14 protein-coding genes and 1 pseudogene are annotated in these 15,387 nt (G+C 72.6%); 7 read left to right on the forward strand and 8 right to left on the reverse strand.

What is annotated here, in order from left to right:
- Positions 1-16: 16 nt before the first annotated feature.
- Complete coding sequence (locus ACZ7LU_RS34850) at positions 17-961, forward strand: cyclase family protein (RefSeq protein WP_471919030.1); 945 nt, start codon at positions 17-19, stop codon at positions 959-961.
- Between the two features lie 698 nt (positions 962-1,659).
- On the opposite strand, the pseudogene ACZ7LU_RS34855 reads toward ACZ7LU_RS34850, so the two are convergent.
- From ACZ7LU_RS34855 to ACZ7LU_RS34865, 3 genes and pseudogenes are all read right to left on the reverse strand, one after another.
- Positions 1,660-2,085: pseudogene (locus ACZ7LU_RS34855) on the reverse strand (ATP-binding protein); the annotation flags it as partial.
- A gap of 477 nt (positions 2,086-2,562) precedes the next feature.
- The gene (locus ACZ7LU_RS34860; RefSeq protein WP_471919031.1) at positions 2,563-3,420 is read right to left on the reverse strand and encodes an acyl-CoA dehydrogenase family protein; all 858 of its coding nucleotides are present in this window, start codon (positions 3,418-3,420) and stop codon (positions 2,563-2,565) included.
- Positions 3,421-3,428: 8 nt separating this feature from the next.
- Positions 3,429-4,571, reverse strand: coding sequence for an acyl-CoA dehydrogenase family protein (locus tag ACZ7LU_RS34865; protein ID WP_468305063.1), 1,143 nt, complete (start codon positions 4,569-4,571; stop codon positions 3,429-3,431).
- 160 nt (positions 4,572-4,731) lie between these two features.
- On the opposite strand from ACZ7LU_RS34865, the gene ACZ7LU_RS34870 reads away from it, so the two are divergent.
- Positions 4,732-6,309 (forward strand): class I adenylate-forming enzyme family protein, encoded by a 1,578-nt coding sequence (locus ACZ7LU_RS34870; protein ID WP_471919032.1) that lies wholly within the window; start codon positions 4,732-4,734, stop codon positions 6,307-6,309.
- 43 nt (positions 6,310-6,352) lie between these two features.
- Here ACZ7LU_RS34870 and ACZ7LU_RS34875 read toward each other — a convergent pair whose 3' ends face one another.
- The gene (locus ACZ7LU_RS34875) at positions 6,353-6,865 is read right to left on the reverse strand and encodes an EF-hand domain-containing protein (protein ID WP_398303126.1); all 513 of its coding nucleotides are present in this window, start codon (positions 6,863-6,865) and stop codon (positions 6,353-6,355) included.
- A 204-nt stretch (positions 6,866-7,069) separates the two neighbouring features.
- Between ACZ7LU_RS34875 and ACZ7LU_RS34880 the strand changes: the two genes are divergently transcribed.
- Entirely contained in the window at positions 7,070-7,501 is a 432-nt protein-coding gene (locus ACZ7LU_RS34880; protein ID WP_398303124.1) for a hypothetical protein, read from the forward strand.
- A 19-nt stretch (positions 7,502-7,520) separates the two neighbouring features.
- On the opposite strand, the gene ACZ7LU_RS34885 is transcribed toward ACZ7LU_RS34880, so the two are convergent.
- Entirely contained in the window at positions 7,521-7,880 is a 360-nt protein-coding gene (locus tag ACZ7LU_RS34885) for an STAS domain-containing protein (protein WP_471919091.1), read from the reverse strand.
- Between the two features lie 338 nt (positions 7,881-8,218).
- Here ACZ7LU_RS34885 and ACZ7LU_RS34890 point away from each other — a divergent pair, with 338 nt between their 5' ends.
- Both ACZ7LU_RS34890 and ACZ7LU_RS34895 read left to right on the forward strand, forming a co-directional pair.
- Positions 8,219-8,815: a sigma-70 family RNA polymerase sigma factor gene (locus ACZ7LU_RS34890; RefSeq protein WP_468305069.1), complete on the forward strand. Its 597-nt coding sequence runs from the start codon at positions 8,219-8,221 to the stop codon at positions 8,813-8,815.
- A complete protein-coding gene (locus ACZ7LU_RS34895; RefSeq protein WP_471919033.1) occupies positions 8,812-10,152 on the forward strand; it encodes a zf-HC2 domain-containing protein in 1,341 nt (446 codons plus the stop codon). The genes ACZ7LU_RS34890 and ACZ7LU_RS34895 overlap by 4 nt, the downstream gene beginning before the upstream one ends.
- Positions 10,153-10,170: 18 nt before the next feature.
- Here the strand turns inward: ACZ7LU_RS34895 and purU are convergent, their stop codons facing one another.
- Complete coding sequence (gene purU / locus ACZ7LU_RS34900) at positions 10,171-11,052, reverse strand: formyltetrahydrofolate deformylase (RefSeq protein WP_398303116.1); 882 nt, start codon at positions 11,050-11,052, stop codon at positions 10,171-10,173.
- 91 nt (positions 11,053-11,143) lie between these two features.
- Positions 11,144-11,644, reverse strand: a complete 501-nt coding sequence (locus ACZ7LU_RS34905) for an SCO4402 family protein (protein ID WP_398303114.1) — start codon at positions 11,642-11,644, stop codon at positions 11,144-11,146.
- A 118-nt stretch (positions 11,645-11,762) separates the two neighbouring features.
- Between ACZ7LU_RS34905 and ACZ7LU_RS34910 the strand changes: the two genes are divergently transcribed.
- Positions 11,763-13,037 carry an ABC transporter substrate-binding protein gene (locus ACZ7LU_RS34910; RefSeq protein ID WP_398303112.1) on the forward strand — a complete coding sequence of 425 codons (1,275 nt, stop codon included), beginning with the start codon at positions 11,763-11,765 and terminating at the stop codon, positions 13,035-13,037.
- A gap of 38 nt (positions 13,038-13,075) precedes the next feature.
- Here ACZ7LU_RS34910 and ACZ7LU_RS34915 read toward each other — a convergent pair whose 3' ends face one another.
- Positions 13,076-14,113, reverse strand: coding sequence for a hypothetical protein (locus ACZ7LU_RS34915; RefSeq protein ID WP_471919034.1), 1,038 nt, complete (start codon positions 14,111-14,113; stop codon positions 13,076-13,078).
- Positions 14,114-14,389: 276 nt separating this feature from the next.
- Between ACZ7LU_RS34915 and ACZ7LU_RS34920 the strand changes: the two genes are divergently transcribed.
- The gene (locus ACZ7LU_RS34920; RefSeq protein ID WP_471919035.1) at positions 14,390-14,914 is read left to right on the forward strand and encodes a hypothetical protein; all 525 of its coding nucleotides are present in this window, start codon (positions 14,390-14,392) and stop codon (positions 14,912-14,914) included.
- Positions 14,915-15,387: the final 473 nt, after the last annotated feature.

Below are 15,387 nucleotides of genomic sequence, written 5' to 3' on the forward strand. Positions count from 1 at the left end.
GCCCCGGGGAGCACTCATGTCAGACGCAGGCCCATCGCCACTGCCCGCCGAGTTCCACGACATCGCCAAGCGCGTGAACAACTGGGGGCGCTGGGGCGCCGACGACGAGCTCGGCACCCTCAACCTCGTCACCGACGAGGTCGTACGCGCGGCCGCCGCCGAGATCCGCTCGGGCCACCGCGTCCCGCTCGCGCTCCCGCTCAAGGAGGACGGCGTGCAGACGGGCCTGATCCCGGGCCGCGTGAACCCCCTGCACACCATGGTGCAGATCAACCAGGAGCTGTTCGGCCCCGGCACGGTCGCCACCAGCGACGACGCGGTGACGATGGGCCTGCAGACGGCCACCCACTGGGACGCCCTCACCCACGCGTCGCACTCGGGGAAGATCTACAACGGCCGCCCCGCGCACAGCATCACCGCCCACACACGGGCCCGGTTCAGCGGCATCGACAAGGTCCCGCACATCGTCTCGCGCGGCGTCCTGCTCGACGTCGCACGCGCCAAGGGCCTCGACCGGCTGCCCGGCGACCACGCCGTCACTCCGGAAGACCTGGACGAGGCCGCGGAGTTCGGGGGCGTGACGGTCCGTGCGGGCGACATCGTGCTCGTACGGACAGGACAGCTCCAGGTCTATCTCGCGGGCGACAAGCACGCGTACGGCCATCCGTCTCCGGGCCTCTCGCTGCGCACGCCCGAGTGGTTCCACGCGCGGGACGTGGCGGCGGTCGCGAACGACACCCTCACCTTCGAGATCTTCCCGCCGGAGGTCGAGAACCTGTGGCTTCCCGTGCACGCCCTCCACCTGGTCGAGATGGGGATGCTGCAGGGCCAGAACTGGAATCTGGAAAACTTGTCCACAGCCTGTGCACAAGTTTCCCGCTACACCTTCCTGCTGTCCGCGATGCCCGAGCCTTTCGTCGGCGGGACGGGCACGCCGGTGGCGCCGGTCGCCGTACTGTGAACACCGGTCCCGCCGACGCCGCTTCCACCAGGACCGCTTTCGCACCGGACGGCGGCGCGTCGGCCTGCGCCCCGAGCGCGCCGCCGCGCACGCCGCCGTCCGGTTCCGGCACTCGGTCCCGTCCTGTGCACCTGCGCGGCCACGAAGGGACTGACGCCGAACGCGCGACCCACACTTCGTCAAGGATCTCCGTCACCGGGCACCCTCGACGTCCCCTCGCAGCGAATCGCTGCACACAAGCGTGATCAATCGGACACGGCACGTCAACAGCGCACCGTGGCACACGACGGCGCATACGGGCTCGAAGTCAGACCGTAAGGACGTCAGGCTGTCGGCACGTCGGGCTGTCGGGACGTGAGGCTGTCGGCACGTAAGGACGTCAGCACGTCAGGACGTCAGACCGCTTCGTAGGCGACGGCGACGTCGCCATAAGCCGCCCTGTTGTAGACCGTCCTGCCATAGACCCCGTACACGCCGTAGGTCTGCCCGCCGTAGACGGCGCCCGCCCCGTCGCACGCCGTCACGCCATGGGGCGCCACGCCGTGGGCCGTGACGTCGCAGCCCACCGTGTCGTAGGCCGCCGTGTCGTAGACCGCTGTGTCGTGGGCCGCGGCGTTACAGGTGACCGTGTCGCAGCCCGTCGCGTCGTACGCCGCCGCTTCATGGGTCGTCCCCTCGAAAGCGACCGCCGCGACACCGGGCTCGCACCGGTCCACCTCGCACCAGATGCTCTTGCCCGTGCCCTCCGGGCGCCAGCCCCAGCGGTCGGCGAGGCCGTCGACGAGCTCCAGGCCGCGGCCATTGGTGTCGTCGCCGTGCGCATGCCGCTGCGCCGGGGGCCGGGCGCTCCTGTCGACCACCTCGACCCGGACCGTCCCCGCCCCGTCGCCCGCATCGGCCGCGTCGGCCGGGGAGCCGGGGAGCAGCATGCGCAGTACAGCCGGACACCCGGTGTGCACCACGGCGTTGGTCACGAGTTCCGAGATCAACAGGATCAGGGTCTCGGCCACTGGCTCGTCGGCTTCTATCCCGGAGCCCGCCAGTCGTGAACGGGCCCAACGCCTGGCCCGTCCCACTTCCGCGGGGTCGGCCCCGACCTCCAGCTGAACTTGAAGCACCTGCACCGCTCACACCATCCGAACCGGCGGACACATCGCCTCGCGACTCCACAGGGTCACCGAACGTGATCCCCTTGGGAGACAGCATGATTGACGTTCAGTCACCCCAACAAGCGCTTCGGGCATATTCCAGCGCGAAGGAGTACGCGTGCTGCATACTGTGCGACGCGCGCCGCGGGGGGTCGAACAGGCGGCGGCGTAGCCCCGCCCTGTCCTGCGAACGGCGCGCACTGCCGGGTCCGGGGCCGCCCCATGGGCAACACCGGCATGGCTCGGCCTCAGAACCATTCGCATCTCACACAAGGTACCCGAGCCGGACACCGACTCCATGCCGTGACGAGTCTCGCGTAGGACACAACCCGATATCGACGCTGAGTAGTCTTCGCGCGGGCGGGGTTCGCCCCATGGAACACCGGGGCAAATCACCCGATATCGGGCAGACCAATTTCTCCGCGACACCGCCGAACACACCTCCCCCCTACCTCAGAGCGCCGCGGCCAGCTCCTCCTCGGCGTCCCGCGCCGACCGCCCCAGCTCGGCCCGCACCCAGGCCCGCTTGAGGTGCAGGTGCACCTCGGCCTCCCAGGTGAAGCCCATGCCGCCGTGCACCTGGAGGCAGTCGCGCGCGTTGCGCACGGCCGCGTCGTCGGCGAGCAGCTTGGCGGCCGAGGCGTCGAGCGCGTCCCCGGTCACGGCCGCCGCGTACACGGCGCTGCGGGCCAGCTCGGCGCGTACGAGCATTTGTGCGCAGAGGTGTTTCACCGCCTGGAACGCGCCGATCGGCCTGCCGAACTGCTCGCGGCGCCGGGCGTGTTGGACGGCCGTCTCGCAGCTGCGGGCGGCGCTGCCGAGCTGTTCGGCCGCGTAGAGGAGGACCGCCGGGGCCCCTCCAGCTCCCCGGGTGGCGCCCCCGGCGTCCGGGACCCGGTGCAGCGGCGTCAGCGGGTCGACGGACCGCAGGGGTACGGCGCCGGTGGCGTCGCCACGCACCACGTCCGCCTCGGCCAGCCACGGCACCAGGGGGCCGTCGACCGCGGTCACGACGGTCTCCCCCGTCGCGGCGCCCGGCACGTCCCCCGCCGCGAGGAACGACGCCACCGCGGGCCCCGGCAGCAGCACCCGCCCCGCCTCCTCGAACACCAACACGGCCTCCGGGAGCCCCAGTCCGACCCCGCCCTCCGCCTCGGGAAGCGCGAGCGAGAAGAAGCCGGCCTTTCCCAGTTCGCGCCAGAGCGCCCGGTCGAGGCGGTCCGTGGCGTCCCGCAGGGTGAAGCGGCCGTGCAGGAGCTGCCGCATGCTGTCCCGCAAGGCCCGCTGGTCGTCGGTCAGTTGGAAGTCCACGCGGTCCTTCACCGCCCCTTCGGGAGGCCGAGAATCCGTTCGGCCACGATGTTCTGCTGGATCTGCGAGGTCCCCGCGGCGATCGTGTACGAGAGCGAGGAGAGCCGGTCGAGGGTCCACTCGTGCCGCAGGTCGAGGGAGCCGGGGCCGATGACCTCGGCGGCGGCGTCGTACAGCTCCTGGCGCGCGTGCGAGTAGCGCAGCTTGAAGACCGAGCCGCCCACGCCGGGCACCCCGCCGGTGCGCTGCGCCTCGCTCACGTTCCACTGCGTGAGCCGCCACAGCGCCGAGAACTCGGCGCTCAGCCGGCCGAGCCTGCGCCGCAGCGCCGGATCGTCCCAGCGGCCGTTCCCGCGAGCCTCGCGGGCCAGCTCGCCGAGGACGCGCCGGCAGGCCACCACCTCCCCGACGAAGGCGGTGCCGCGCTCGTACGAGAGGGTCACCATGGTCACGCGCCAGCCGTCGTTCTCGTCCCCGACGCGGTTGGCCACCGGCACCCGTACCTCGTCGAGGAACACCTCGGCGAACTCGGTCGAGCCCGCCAGCGTCCGCAGCGGGCGCACCGTGATCCCGGGGGCGTCCATCGGCATCGCGAGCCAGGTGATGCCCCGGTGCTTGGGCACGGCCTCACTGACCGGGGTGGTGCGCACCAGGAGCTCGCACCAGTCGGCCACCTCGGCGTGGGAGGTCCAGATCTTGGACCCGCTCACTACGTAGTGGTCGCCGTCGCGCCACGCGCGCGTGCGGAGCGACGCGAGGTCGGACCCGGCGTCGGGTTCGCTGAATCCCTGGCACCACACCTCGTCGCCGCGCAGGACGGGCGGCAGCCACCGCTCGCGCTGTGCGGGCGTGCCCTCGGACGCGATGGTGGGGCCCGCGTGCAGCAGGCCCACGAAATTGGCGCCTACGTAGGGGGCGCCCGCCTTCTCCGTCTCCTCCAGGAAGATGAGCCGCTGTGTCGGGGAGGCGTCCCAGTGGACCTCTCCGTAGCCCGCGTCGTGGAGCATGCGCTGCCATGCGGTGTCGTAGGCGCGGCGGCCCGGCCAGTCCTGCGGGGAGGGCTTGGCGGGGAGTGTCGGCAGCACCGCGGCGAGCCACTCGCGCAGCCCGGCCCGGAAGGCTTCCTCCTCGTCGGTGTACGTGAGGTCCATGCGGCTCCTACGCGTCCGGCAGGCCACCTGACGTGCCGTCAGATGACGTCTGACCGCAGGCTAGCCCCGCACCCCTGGACCGACAAGGCGCCGGGGCTTACGCTCTCGGCACGATCTGACTAGTCGTCAGGTCGGGCTTCGCGGGCTTGGAGGGGATCGCATGGGATCTTCGGAGGAAGAGATCGCGTACGCGCTGGGTGAGTCCCGCACTCTCTGGGAGCTGATCGCGCGCCGCGCCGACCTCACCCCCGAGAGGCCCGTCCTCATCCAGGCCGCGGCCGATCCCGCGGACGACCGCACGCTCACCTTCGGCGAGCTGCGGGACCGCGCCGAGCGCGTCGCCGCCGGGCTGTACGGGATGGGGGTGCGGCCCGGCACGGTCGTCGCCTGGCAGCTGCCGACCCGGATCGAGACGGCCCTGCTGTCCTTCGCGCTCGCCCGCATCGGCGCGGTCCAGTCGCCGGTCATCCCCTTCCACCGGGACCGCGAAGTCGGCTTCGCGCTGCGGGAGTCGAAGGCGGAGTTCTTCGCCGTGCCGGGGGTCTGGCGCGGCCACGACCATCTGGAGATGGCGTACCGGCTCGGCGCGGGACGCGACTTCGAGGTGTTCGAGGCGTACGCGTCGCTGCCCGACGCCGACCCGGCCGTCCTGCCACCGCCGCCCTCCGACGGCACGTCGGTGCGCTGGATCTACTGGACGTCGGGCACCACGTCCGACCCCAAGGGCGTCCTGCACACGGACCGTTCCCTGATCGCGGGCGGCTCGTGCCTGGCCCACGCGCTGCGTCTGAAGGCGTCGGACGTCGGCTCGATGGCGTTCCCCTTCGCGCACATCGCGGGCCCCGACTACACCGTGATGCTGCTGCTCTACGGCTTCCCCGCGGTGATGTTCGAGCACTTCGCGCTGCCCGCGTCGCTCGACGGATACCGGCGGCACGGCGTGACCGTGGCGGGCGGGTCGACGGCCTTCTACTCGATGTTCCTCACCGAGCAGCGCCAACTGCCCGACGGCGAGAAGGTCATCCCGACCCTGCGCCTCCTCGCGGGCGGCGGGGCGCCCAAGCCGCCGGAGATCTACCACGCCGTCGTACGGGAGATGGGCTGCCGGCTCACCCACGGCTACGGCATGACCGAGGTGCCGATGATCACCATGGGCGCTCCGGACGACACCGCGGAGAACCTCGCGACGACCGAGGGGCTGCCTCCGGAGGGCATGGAAATCCGCATCACGGACGCGGCGGGCAACGAACTGCCGCCCGGCACGGACGGCGAGGTGCGGCTGCGCGGCGAAGCCGTCTGCCAGGGCTATGTCGACCCGGCGCAGAGCGCGGCCGTCTTCGACGCCGACGGGTTCCTGATCACCGGGGACCTCGGCCACCTCAAGAAGACGGGCCATCTCGTCCTCACCGGACGCGCGAAGGACATCATCATCCGCAAGGGGGAGAACATCTCCGCCAAGGAGATCGAGGACCTGCTGCACCAGCACCCGGCCGTGGGCGAGGCCGCGGTCGTCGGGCTGCCCGACCCGGAGCGCGGCGAACGGGTCTGCGCGGTGGTCGAACAGCGGGCGGGGACCGGCGTACTGACGCTGGAGGCGGTCACCGCGTACCTGCGCGGGGAAGGCCTCGCCCCCTACAAGCTGCCGGAACAGCTGGAGGTGGTCGAGGCGCTTCCCCGCAACGAGACGCTGCGCAAGGTGCTCAAGTACAAGCTCCGGGAGCGCTTCTCCCGGCCCTGACGCCCACTCGGACACCTGGCGGCGCGTGCTGCTCGGGCGCGTGCTACTCGGGCACGGTGAAGTACTGGGCGAAGGCCGTCACGATCTCCTCCTCCGAGACCCGGCCGTCGTGGTCCACGTCCAGGGCCGCGGCGACCCCCTCGGCGACGTCCTCGGGCACGCCGAGCGCCTTGAGCGCGCGCTTGGCCTCCACCGGCGTCACCGCGGCGTCCGCGTCCCCGTCGGCGACGTCGATCGCCGCGTGCAGGAACGGCCGGGCGATCTCGGCGAACCGGCCAGGGTTGTCCCGCAGCCGCTTCACCGCGCCGCCCACGAACTCGTCGCGGGTGATCCGCTGGTCGCCGTCGCGGTCCGCGATCCCGGCCATGCCCTGCCAGAACGCCTCGGCTCCGATGTAGAGGGCCTGCCCCTTCTCGGAGCGCGCCGTCGCGTCGAACTCCGTGCACAGGGCTGCCGCCGCCGTACTGAAGTCCTCACGCGAGATGTAGCCGTTGCCGTCCTGGTCGAAGGTGGCGAACCGGGCCGCGATCCTACGCTCGTACTCGGCACTGTCCATGATCTTCGGGCCGCCTCACTTCCGCGGTTGGATACTTGCTCGGGGGTGTTCTCCCCGGCTGCGAGCGTACGTGGTGGACGGCTACCCGGAGGCGGGAAAGCGACGCTTGTGGCAAGACCGCCGGAATTCCGGGACACGGGTGTGCCACGGGCGGGGTGTGCTGCACTGTCCTGCGTGGAAGCGGTAGCGGCGAGTGTCATAGCGGTGCTTGGAACCCTGCTGGGTGCGGGTCTCACCCACTCCTTCCAGCGGAGGGCGATCGAACGGACGGAGCGGTTCACGCGCGGCGAGAGGCTGCGGCAGGAACGGATCGACGCGTACTGCGCGTACGCGGGAGCGCTGGTCAACTACCGGCGGATACTGGTCGACCGCTGGTTCAGCAGGGCGGAGAACCGGCACGACGAGAGCGAGGAGGCCCGCTTCCGCTCGTACGAGATGCGCTCGGAGGCCCAGGAGGCGCTGTTCCGCGTGCAGTTGCTCACCAGCAACGACGAGCTCGTCCGGCTCGCGTGGGAGACCCTCGACCACGTCGCCGATGTGCACAGGGCCGACGACCGCGACGAACTCGCCGAGCGGCGGCGCGTCTCGCGGGACGCCATCAACTCCTTCGTGGCCGAGGCCAAGCGGCACGTGTAGGAAGAGCCGGGCGAGAGAGCTAGGCGGAGAGCGGTGTCGCGCCGTCGTCCAGGGCCGCCGGCACGTCCGGGAAGACCTCGAAGAGCCTGCGGACGCCGAGCGCCGCGAGGACCCGGTTGACGTGCGAGCCGTCCTCGGCGCCCTGGGCGGGCAGTATCAGCCGCAGCCGGCCCTGGAAGGAACGGATCAGCCGTCGTGTGGCGATCAGCACCCCGACGCCGCTGGAGTCGCAGAACAGCACTTCGGAGAGGTCGAGCACGATGCGGCGGCGGCCGTCGGCGACGGCGTCGTGCACGCGCTGGCGCACCATCGGCGAGGTCATCAGGTCCATTTCGCCGGAGACGCACAGCACGGCCCAGCCTGCCTGCTCGCTCACCATCACCTTGAGCGTCACACGCCACGCCTCTCGCTCGCCCTCGCCTGCCCCGCCGTTGCGGAGTGATCCGGAAGCAGTCCTTACGTTTCGTTCAGCTTCGGCTGCCCCATCGCTGCCTCCATGAAACACCAGCAGGCCACCGTCAATATCATCCGGCCTCCGCCGAGGTGCGCGCTTTGCCGCAATCAAGAGTGTGCTGTCAGCGGCGCCGACTACATTCGAGAGAGTTCCAGGAACAGGGACAGCAGCGTGAGCGCAGAACTCGAAGTACCGTTCGAGTAGCGAGTAGCCAGTACGAGCAGTCAGGCAGGCAGCACAGGGCAAGCGCACGAGGGGGCCGCATGCCGAAGGAAGCGCCGCGGCGCTGGGACCGCCGGATGCAGCAGCGGCTCGCGCACGGGGAAGCCGCCGCGCTGGGAGAGCTGTACGACCGCTTCGCCTCGCTCGTGCACGGCCTCGCGCACCGCGTCCTCGGCGACGTGGGCGCCGCCGACCGCGTCACCCGAGAGGTCTTCGGCCACGTCTGGGAGAACCCCGACGCGTACGACCCGCGACAGGGCCCCCTCCGCTCCTGGATCGCCACGCTCGCCCACCAGCAGGCCGTCCGCAGGCTCCGCGAGACCGAGTCCGCCGCCCTCGCCCGCGGCGGCGAGGGCACCAAGGAGGACCTGGAGCGCAAGGTCCGCCGCGCGTCGGCCGCGGCCCGCGCGGACTACATCGTGACGGCCATGCCCACCCCGCTGCGCGCCGCCCTCGAGCTCGCCTACTTCCAGCGCCGCGACTACCGCCAGACGGCGGCCGACCTCGGCGTCACCGAGGACGAGGCCCGCCGCAGACTCCGCCTCGGCCTGCAGCTCCTCGCCACGGCCAACGACACCCCCGCGCCCGCCACCGGCCTGCCCCACGACACCTCGCCGGGCCCCGGAGCCGCGCTGTGACCGGCGCCGACCGCCCCGAGCCGCTCGACGGCCCCGACGGCCCGGGACCCGACCGCCCCGACGGCACCGCGCCGCGCATACCACCGCCGCGCGCCTCCCTGGAGGACACCGGACAGCCCCTGCCCGACCTGCCCGATCCGCCGCCGGCGCCCGCGCCGCTCGTCCTGGAGCACCGCGTCCTGAAGTCCCTGCTCGGCGCCTGGGCGCTCGCCGCCTGCTCCGCGGAGGAGGCCACCGCCGTCGAGGAGCACCTGGGCGGCTGCGGCCCCTGCGCGGAAGAAGCCCTGCGGCTGCGCGACGCGGTCGGCCTGCTCCACCCCGAGGAGAGCCTCGACCTCGACCCGGGCCTGCGCACCCGCGTCCTGGAGAGCTGCCTCGGCCGCCGCCCGCCCCGCATCCCGGTGCCCGAGTGGGCCGTGCCGTACGACGCGGAGACCGCCCGCCTCGACGCCCTCCTCCAGGACATCGGCGACGCGGAGTGGCACGCCCCCGTGCGGCTCCGCTGGTTCGAGGGCGACGGCCCGGTCAGCAGGAAGACCACCGTGGCCGGGGTCATCGCGCATCTCCTCGCGGTCGACGGCATGGTCGGGCGCGCCCTCGGCCTCGACGACCCGCTCGGTCCTGAGGCCGGCGTCCCGCAGGACCCCTCCCACCGCACCGAGGCGTACTGGCGCGCCTCGCACTTCCCGCCCACGCGCGCGGTGCGCACCCCTTGGCGCGACCAGACGCACGAGCTGATCCGCACGGTGTCGTTCGCGGCCGGCGGTCCCTCCTCGGGCTCCGGGGGCGGCTCGGGCCGGCTCCCGGTGCCGTACGGGACAGTGGCCGCCCCGGGAGGCGGCGGCGCCGGGCCCGGGCCGCGGCTGACCGTCGAGCTGCCGCTGCGCGACTCGATGGTCGACCGCGCCTTCGAGTGCTGGATCCACGCGGGCGACATCGCCGACGCCGTGGACTATCCGTACGCGCCGCCCGCGCCCCGGCACCTCCACCGCATGATCGACCTCGCGGCCCGGCTGCTCCCCGGCACGCTCGCCGAGCGCCGCCGCTCCGGGCTCGCCACGCCGCCCCGCCGGCTGGTCGCGGCGGGCGCGCCGGGCCGCAGTCTGCGCCTGGAGATCGAGGGGCTCGGCGGCGGCGAGTGGCTCATCCCGCTCGACTCCCCCGCGGCGACCGGTTCACGGGAGCACGAGGTGGCCCATGTGGCGCTGGACGGCGTGGAGTTCTGCCGCCTCGCGGCGGGCCACGTCTCGCCGGAGGAGGCGGCCGCGGGCCAGGACGGCGACCGCGAGGCGATCCGCGACGTGCTGTTCGCGGCGGCCTCCCTGAGCCGGATGTGAGCCCCGGGCAGCGGGGACCTAGGCGAAGACGACCGTGCGGCGGCCGTTCAGCAGGATCCTGCGCTCCGCGTGCCACTTCACGGCACGCGCAAGGGCCTGGCACTCCACGTCACGGCCGACCGCGACCAGCTGGTCGGGGGTGACGTCGTGGCCGACGCGCTCGACCTCCTGCTCGATGATCGGCCCCTCGTCGAGGTCGGCCGTCACATAGTGCGCGGTCGCGCCGATCAGCTTCACACCGCGCGCGTGCGCCTGGTGGTAGGGCTTCGCGCCCTTGAAGCTCGGCAGGAAGGAGTGGTGGATGTTGATGATCCGGCCGCTGAGCTCCTTGCACAGGTCGTCCGAGAGCACCTGCATGTAGCGGGCGAGGACGACCAGCTCCACGCTCTCCTCGCGGACGATCTCCAGGAGCCGCGCCTCGGCCTGCGGCTTCGTGTCCTTGGTCACCGGGATGTGGTGGAAGGGCACGCCGTACGAGGCGACGAGCTCGGAGAAGTCCGTGTGGTTGGAGACGACCGCGGCGATCTCCACCGGCAGCGCGCCGATCCGGGAGCGGAACAGCAGGTCGTTCAGGCAGTGGCCGAACTTCGACACGAGCAGGACCACCCGCATCTTGTCCTCGGCCCGGTGGATCTGCCAGTCCATGTGGAAGGAGTCGCCGATCGCGGCGAAGCTCGCCCGCAGCTTGTCGACGGTCACCGGGGCCTCGGCCGAGAAGTGCACGCGCATGAAGAACAGCCCGGTGTCGTGGTCGCCGAACTGCTGGCTGTCCTCGATGTTGCAGCCGGTCATGAAGAGATAGCTCGACACGGCGTGCACGATGCCCTGCTTGTCGGGGCAGGAGAGGGTGAGGACGTACTGCTCAGCGGGGGCGGCGGGCGCGGTGGACTGCTCGTTCATGCGGCCAAGGTTCCCACAGCGGGGACCGCGGACGGCAATCGTCCCGCGGGTCGGACCGTGTCACCCCGGGGACGTGCCCGGAAGGGTGCCGTCAGGCGGTCCGCGTCATGATCCGCAGCACTTCGAGCGTCTGCGGCGGTACGTCGGGGTCGTCGCCGTCGCCCGCCGCGAGCCGGACGTGCGCGTCGCGCGCGGCACGGACCGCCTCGGGCCAGCCGGGGTGCTCCAGATAGACGGAGACCAGCGCGTCGGGCCCCACCTCGTGCATGATCCGCAGGACCCGCAGCACGGCCGTGTCGACGAGGGCCGCCTCCTGCGGGTCGCGGAAGATCGTGCCCACGTACTTCTCAGCGGACCAGTTGTCCAGCCACGTGTCCTCGACCAGCCGGTACACGGCGTCGGTCACGTCCCCGTACTCGTCACGCCCCGCGAGCCAGCACTCCCGCTGGAACGCGGGGTCGGAGAGCATGTGCAGCGCCGAGCGCACGTTGCTGCGCCAGCGCCACCACGGCATGTCGTTGGTCGGCATGCCACCCATGGTGCTGGAGCGACGGCCGCGACGGGAAGACTTCTCCGAACCTTGCACGGTCATGGATCGTACGTTCCCACGCCGTGCACGCGAACCGGACCCCGCCCGTTCACCTTCATGTCACTGTCCGTTGAGAACGCGTCACTCCACGGTTGGCCACGTCACGGAATCGTGCAGGGACATGACCGGCTGGCGACGCACCTTCCTCCCCCGCCCCTCCCGAACCGCAGCACTCTCGGCGGCCGCTGTGGCGGCGTGTACGTCCCTGATAACCGGCTGCGGGGTCATCCCCGGAACCACGGGGGGTTCCGGGGACGACCCCATCACCGTCATGACGTGGGCCCCCGAGAAGACCAAGGCCACCAACAAGCCCGGCGTCCCCGCCATGGCGCAGGCCTACGCCCGCTGGGTCAACGCCCACGGCGGCCTCGGCGGCCGCGAGCTGAAGGTCCTCACCTGCAACGACCACAACGACTCGGTCGGCGCCGCGAACTGCGCGCGCGAGGCCGTCGAGAACGACGTGGTGGCGGTCGTCGGCGCGTACAGCCAGCACGGCCGCTCCTTCCTCGGCCCCCTCGAGGTCGCAGGCATCCCCTACATCGGCGGCTACGGCATCACCGACGACGAGTTCAGCAGCCCGCTCTCGTACCCGGTCAACGGCGGCGAACCGGCGCTCCTCGCGGGCAACGGCCGGCAGCTCGCCGCCCGCTGCGCCCGCGTCTCCCTCGTCCGCCCCGACACCCTCGCCGGCGACGAGCTGCCGAAGCTCCTCAACCAGGGCCTCGCCGACGGCCACCACAAGCCCGTCTCCGACATCCGCGCTCCCGAGGACGGCACCGACCTCACGCCGCAGGCCGAGCGCGCCCTGAAGGACGCGGGCGCCTCCGACGGCTGTGTGACGGCCGCGCTCGGGGCGCGTACGGACACCTTCTACGACTCGTTCCGGCGCACCAAGGACGACTATCCGCCGGTACGGATCTCCTCGGTGCTCGGCAGCGTCGACCAGTCCCTCATCGACCGCACCGGCGGCGCGAACGGCCCCTATGAGGGGGCGTACGTCACCGGCTGGTACCCGGCGGCGGGCGACGCCAGGTGGGACCGGATGCGGGACGTCATCCGCGAGCAGGCGTTCGGCGACAACCGGGTCGACCCGGCGGACGCGGGCGTCCAGACGACGTGGATCGCGTACACCGTCCTGAAGCAGGCCGTCGAGTCGCTCGACGGCGGCGAGGTGTCGTCCCGCACGCTGCGCCGCGCCCTCGACGGCGGCCTGCGGGTCGAGACGGGTGGCCTCACACCGCCGCTGAGCTGGCGCTTCGAGGACCTGCTCGCCGCCAGCGAGTACCCGCGCCTGATCAACTCTGGCGTCACGTTCCAGGTGGTGCGGGACGGGCGGCTCGTCCCGGCCCGCGAGGGCTTCGTGAACGTGGAGAAGACACTGGAGCAGACGGCGTAGGGACGGACGGGCGGCGCCCGACTTGTGTCCTCCGCCCGTCAGAGCTGGGTCTTGGTGCGCTCGGTCAGGCCGTACTTCCGCGCGATCGCGTTCCAGTGGTTGGCGGCCTGCTCCTTGGCCGTCGTCGCCGCGCCGCTCTGCCGGTTGCCCGCAGCGGTCTGCGAGGTGTTGCGGGCGTGGCCCTTCCGGCAGCCCTTCTTGCCCGCCACCTGGTCCGCCCACGCGGCGTAGTGGTTGTCCGCCGCCGCCGACGCCTTCCACGCCCTGTTGAGGGAGGCGGTCAGCTGGTCGTTGGCGGGGAGCTTGTCGACCTTCAGGGCGGCGAGGCGGGTGACGAGCCCGTTGCGCTGCCGGGCCGCGCCGCGCAGGTCCTTCGCCGACTGGCTGAGGTTCTGGCACTCTCCTACGTTGCGTACGGCGGCGATGACCGTGTCACGGCTGTTGTTGCTGTCGGCGAGCAGCTTGTCCAGGGCGACGGCCTGGTCCTTGGCGGGGTCGGCGGTGGGCGAGGGCCGCTCGTCGGGCTCGGAGGAGGCGGAGACGGGCTTGCCGTCGTCGCTCTTCTCGTCGTCCCCGCCCCCGGAGCTGAGGAGAGCGCCCGCGCCGACGCCGAGGAGGGCGATGCCGACTCCGACGGCGGCGATGAGCGGCACCTTGGATCCGGTGCGGTTGCGCCGGCCGCCTCCGCCGCCGTGGCCGCCGGCCGCGGGCTGGGGGACGGGTGCGGGGCCCTGCGCCTCGACGCGGGGCATCTGCTGGGTGGAGGCGGGGCCCCCGGATTCCGCATCGCTGTCGCTACGGAAGAGGCTGTCGAACTCGGCGGGCGGCTGTCGGTCGCCGGGGGCGCCGGGCCGGATGCCGTAGGGGGCGGAGGCCGGCTCGGGCGGCGGGCCGTCGGCGGGGATCGGCGCGATGAACTGAGTGGGATCACTGTCCGAAACGGACGCGGGCGGGGGCGCGGACGCGGATGAGCTGGTCCGCCCCAGGAACTGCGTGGCGTCGGCGGCGGGAGCCTCGGGCGGCAGCGCACCGGGTCCCACCGGGGGTATGTACTGCGTGGCCCCCTCGTCGGTCACGGGGGCTATGTACTGCGTCGCCTCACTGTCGGAGGGCGCGGGCGCTCCCGGCGCGGCGACGGGAGGCAACGGCATGCTCTGCGGGGCGGGGGCGACGGGGGGCAGCGGCTGGGCCCCTTGCGGTGCGGCATGCGCACCGTGCGCACGCTGCGACGCGGGCGGGCCCGCCTGGCCCCCCTGCCCCGACTCCGACTCCGACGGCGCGGCGTGCGCGCCGTGTCTCGGCTGTCCGGCCTGCCCACCCGGCGACGGCTGCCCCGGCTGGGGGGACGCGGCATGGGCACCGTGCGCCTGCTGCGGCGCGGCATGGCCACCGTGCGCCGCCTGCGCCCCGTGCGCGCCCCGCCCCGTGGCAGCACCCGGTGCGGCGCCGTACGACGCCCCACCCTGAGACTCCCCACCCGCCCGCCCGTACTGCCCCTGCGGACCGTCGTACCCGGGCTGCGGGGCGCCTTGCCCTGCCTGCGGGTAGCCGTACCCGGGCTGCGAAGCACCCTGACCCGGCTGCGGGTAGCCGTACCCGGGCCCCGGCGTGCCCTGACCCGGCTGCGGGTAGCCGTATCCGGGCTGCGGGGTGGCCCCGGGACGAGACCCGCCCTGGCCCGCCTGCTGCGAGCCGTACCCGGACTGCGAAGCGCCCTCGCCCGGCTGCGGATAGCCGTACCCGGGCCCTGGGGTGCCCTGGCCCGCCTGCTGCGAGCCGTACCCGGACTGCGAAGCACCCTGACCCGGCTGCGGGTAGCCGTATCCGGGCTGCGGGGCGCCCTGACCCGACGGCGGATAGCCGTACCCGGCCCCTGAGGTGCCCTGGCCCGACTGCGAAGCACCCTGGCCTGACTGAGGGGTGCCCTGGCCCGACCGCGGGTCGCCATACCCCGGCAGCGGGGCGCCGTACCCGGACTGCGAAGCGCCCTGGCCCGCATGCTGCGCGCTGTATCCGGCCTGCGGAGCACCCTGACCCGACTGCTGAGCACCCTGACCCGGCTGCGAAGCACCCGGACCAGACTGCGGATAGCCGTACCCGGCCTCCGGCGTGCCCTGCCCCGGCTGCGAAGCGCCCCCGCCCTGTTGCGGATAGCCGTACCCGGGCTCTGCGGTCCCGTGGCCCGGCTGCGAAGCACCCTGACCTGACTGCGGAGCACCCTGACCGGACTGCGGGTAGCCATACCCGGGCCGCGAAGCGCCCGCGCCCGCGCCCGACTGCTGCACGCCATACCCGGGCTGCGAAGCACCCTGACCCGGCTGCGAAGCACCCCCGCCCTGCTGCGGCGGGT

This window comes from Streptomyces sp. NPDC039462, from assembly GCF_055639375.1.